General features: G+C 64.0%; 3 protein-coding genes. All 3 read right to left on the reverse strand.

Annotated features, from left to right (window positions below; genetic code table 11):
• Positions 1–219: 219 nt before the first annotated feature.
• Complete coding sequence (istB, locus tag ACESNG_RS10650; protein ID WP_373068906.1) at positions 220–987, reverse strand: IS21-like element helper ATPase IstB; 768 nt, start codon at positions 985–987, stop codon at positions 220–222.
• Positions 984–2591, reverse strand: coding sequence for an IS21 family transposase (istA, locus tag ACESNG_RS10655; protein WP_373061457.1), 1608 nt, complete (start codon positions 2589–2591; stop codon positions 984–986). Before istA ends, istB begins: the two co-directional genes overlap by 4 nt.
• A 338-nt stretch (positions 2592–2929) precedes the next feature.
• Positions 2930–3299, reverse strand: a 370-nt coding sequence (locus ACESNG_RS10660) for a DUF3293 domain-containing protein (RefSeq protein WP_373068908.1), incomplete at its 5' end; no start/stop codon positions are given.

Raw genomic sequence — 3299 nt, forward strand, 5'->3', positions numbered from 1 at the left:
ACGGGACCGCTGTGCTCGAAAAGCTGCTCAAGGAGCTCAACGGAGATGACCCAAACCAGATTGCCACTTCTGAGGTGATGGGTCTCGAAACGGTCTACCACGGACTCACTTCGGACGCCGGTGCTGTTCACGTATCACTCGCCCCGGTGGCCACCTCAAATTCCCCCAGTCGTGGCCGGGTCAAACTCCCCCAGCGGACGTGCGCGGGACGGGGTGAGGCTACGGGCTCTTGGCCTGCTGCGCAAGACGCGCCGCGGCTTCTTTGAGTCGCCAGCTCTTGCCCTCGAATTTGAGCAGGTGTCCGTGGTGGAGGAGACGGTCGAGGAGTGGCGTGACGACGACGGTGTCGCCGAGCAGACGTGCCCAGTCTTCAAAGGGTCGGTTCGACGTCACCAGCGTGGAGGCTTTTTCGTAGCGGCTCATCAGCACATCGGCCAGTTCGTCGCCCGCCTGCGCGGGGAGTTTGCGCAAAAAGAGATCGTCGATGACCAAGAGATCGACCGCCTTGAGCTGCTTCCGATACGCGCGCAGGTGGCCGAGCTCACGCGCTTCGGCGAGGTCTTCGATCAGCTGGTGCGCTTCGCGGTACAACACGGTGTAGCCGCGTTGCACGGCGAGCAGCGCGAGCGCTTTGGCGCAGTGACTCTTCCCGGTCCCGGGCGGACCGATCATCAGCAGATCTTCTTTTGCGTCGAGAAATTGCAGCGTGCCCAGGGCGAGCACCTCCCGTTTCGGCAGCCGCGCATTGTACGTCCAGTCGAAATCCTTGAGGTCTTTGCGCTCGCGCAGCCCGGAGAGCGTGAAGCGCCGGTCGAGCAGGCGCGAGCGACGCCGATCCAATTCGTCTTGCACCAGCCACGAAAACGCTTCGAGGAAATCCATCTGATGCTGCGCGACCTGCAGCGCGCGGGCCTGCATCGTCGCGCTCATGCCCGACAGACGGAGCGCACGCAGGGCCTGTTCGAGCTCGGTGATCGACATCGTCATGCGGACGCCCCCGCTGGCGTCATCGACGCCTCGTCCGCCGCGTGCTGATCCCAAAACGTTTGGTACTCAAGGGGCGCGCGGATACCCGGACCGGATTGCGTGAGCGGAGCCGCGTCAGCGGCCGCACGGGCGTCCTCGGCGCGCCGCGCCAACGCCGTCTTGATGGCCGTGTACGACACGCAGTCCGCGGCGAGCAGGCGCGCACACACCGCTTCGATGTCGACGCGCGCATACGTGCGCGGCAGACTCGCGAGGCCATAAAGGGCACGCTGTCCCGGTCGCCCGAGGCGTGCGAACAGGACCTGCGCCAGCGCGGCGGTCTGCGGGCCGATCTGCGCCGCGCGGGCCAAGATCCGCGCTGTCTGTCGCGACGGATTGAAGAGGCGATCCGATTCGGCCATCACGAAGGCGCCTTTTCGCAGCGCCTTCTGATGACGGCGCAGGACCGCGCCCGTGCGATCCAGAATCTCAATCGCGTGCGCATACACGCGGACCGTGACCACACTCGCCAGTGCGGCTTCGCCGGCCGCGTAGTACGCGCCCTCGATCTGCACGAGCCCCGCATCATCGACCGTGCGCACGCCTTGCGTGAAGTATCGAAAGCCCTCGAGCGGAAGCGGCAGCAAGTGCGGCTGTTCCTCGCGATAGAGTTCACTCACCTGGCGCTTCTTGCGTCCATGAATGCGCGGCGACGCCCAGCGCGCTTCCCACTCCACGAGCCACGCGTTCTGCGCCTCGAGCGTCTCGAAGGTGCGTCCTTTCAGGGCGGTACTCTGCGTGTGCTGAATCGCCGCTTCGACCGTGCCTTTGCGATTCGGATCCCGCACGCGACACGGGTCGGCGACGACGCCATAGTGCGCGAGCACGGCGGCGTACACCGGATTGAGGCCCGGCTCGTACCAGTCGGGCCGCACCACGCCCTCTTTCAAATTGTCGAGTACCACGTAGCGGCAGCAGCCGCCGAAGGACCGAAACGCCTCTTCATGCAGCTGCGCCCACACGGCCTGCGACGTCTTCCACACCACCTTCCGAAAGCTCTTGCCCGAGTACTTGAGCGTCATGACAAACAGGATCGGGCGCTGATATTTGCCCGACGCCGTGCGCGTCGGCGCGCCTTGGCCGTAGTCGACCTGCGCCTCTTCGCCCGGCGGAAATTCCAGCACGTCGAAACGCTCCGGCGCACGCGCCTTGAGCGTGGCCACGAAGCGTTTGACCGAGTTGTACTGGTGCGTAAAACCGTGCTGGCCGACCAGATCCTGAAACACACTCACCGCATTGCGGCCGAGCGCGACTTGGGCTTCGATCCACGTCCGATGGGGCGCGCAGGCGGACGTCGTGGGGCCGGACTTTACCCGATGTGGCACTAAGGCCGCAGGCTCGAGCGCGTCGTCACCCGGTGGCCGGGGTGGGGGCATTTCCGTGGCCATCGCCTCCGGGCCGGTGGCCACCATGGGGGCATTTGCCCCCGCGGTCAGCGCGGCCCGCGCGTAGCGTCGAATCGTTTTCCGATCCACGCCGGTACGCTGCGCGATTTCATGCTGGGACGCGCCCCGCGCCAGCAGCGTCGTGATGGTAATCCGTAGATGGGCTTTCAAGACGTTCACTCCTTCCTCCCTCACCGCGGTGAGAGAGGTAGCGTAACGTCCCGCGGGTGGCCCCCCGAATTAGAGGCTCACACCCTCACGCCAGCTGGGGGAGTTTGAGGTGGCCAGAGATGGGGGATTTTGGGTGGCCGCCGGGGGTCAAGATTGCCATGAACGATGAGCAGGCCGCGAATCAGCTGATTGACCGAACGAAGGCCACACGGAATCCCTTTGACGCGAAGTACAGCAAGGTCGAGGATGCGGACTGGGAGACGTGTGCGACGGTGTTAAATGCGGTGAGCGTGAAGGAGCTGTTGTCAAAACCGTGGTAATGTTTCGTCAGGTCGACTCTCCGCTGCCTAAGGATCGAGCCGGTCAACAAACGGCGCGACCGGCACCAGCTTTCGACGTTGATCACAGTAAGTAACGTATAGCATGCTGTTTACGACCACGTAGATAGCGTCCTGTCGGAATTGCATGCCGATCTCGAACGCATCATGAACGGAAAGGCTGCAAGCCCATCCGCGTTCTTCGTGGCCGGTCGATGGAGAGTATCCGGCTATACGTGAAGGCTCAACGCCGCGCCCGCGTAGCACTTGTTCAAGTTCTGCGTCCGCGAGCGAGTTCTCGGATTCCGTCCAGCACTCTCCCGTCGTCGTGTAGGCCGTGATGATCGCGAAGTTGACCGGCCACGAGTCAAGCGCGTGATCAATTCGGAATCGCGTTTCG

The organism is Gemmatimonas sp. (assembly GCF_041689975.1).
In the GTDB taxonomy this organism is placed as follows: domain Bacteria; phylum Gemmatimonadota; class Gemmatimonadetes; order Gemmatimonadales; family Gemmatimonadaceae; genus Gemmatimonas.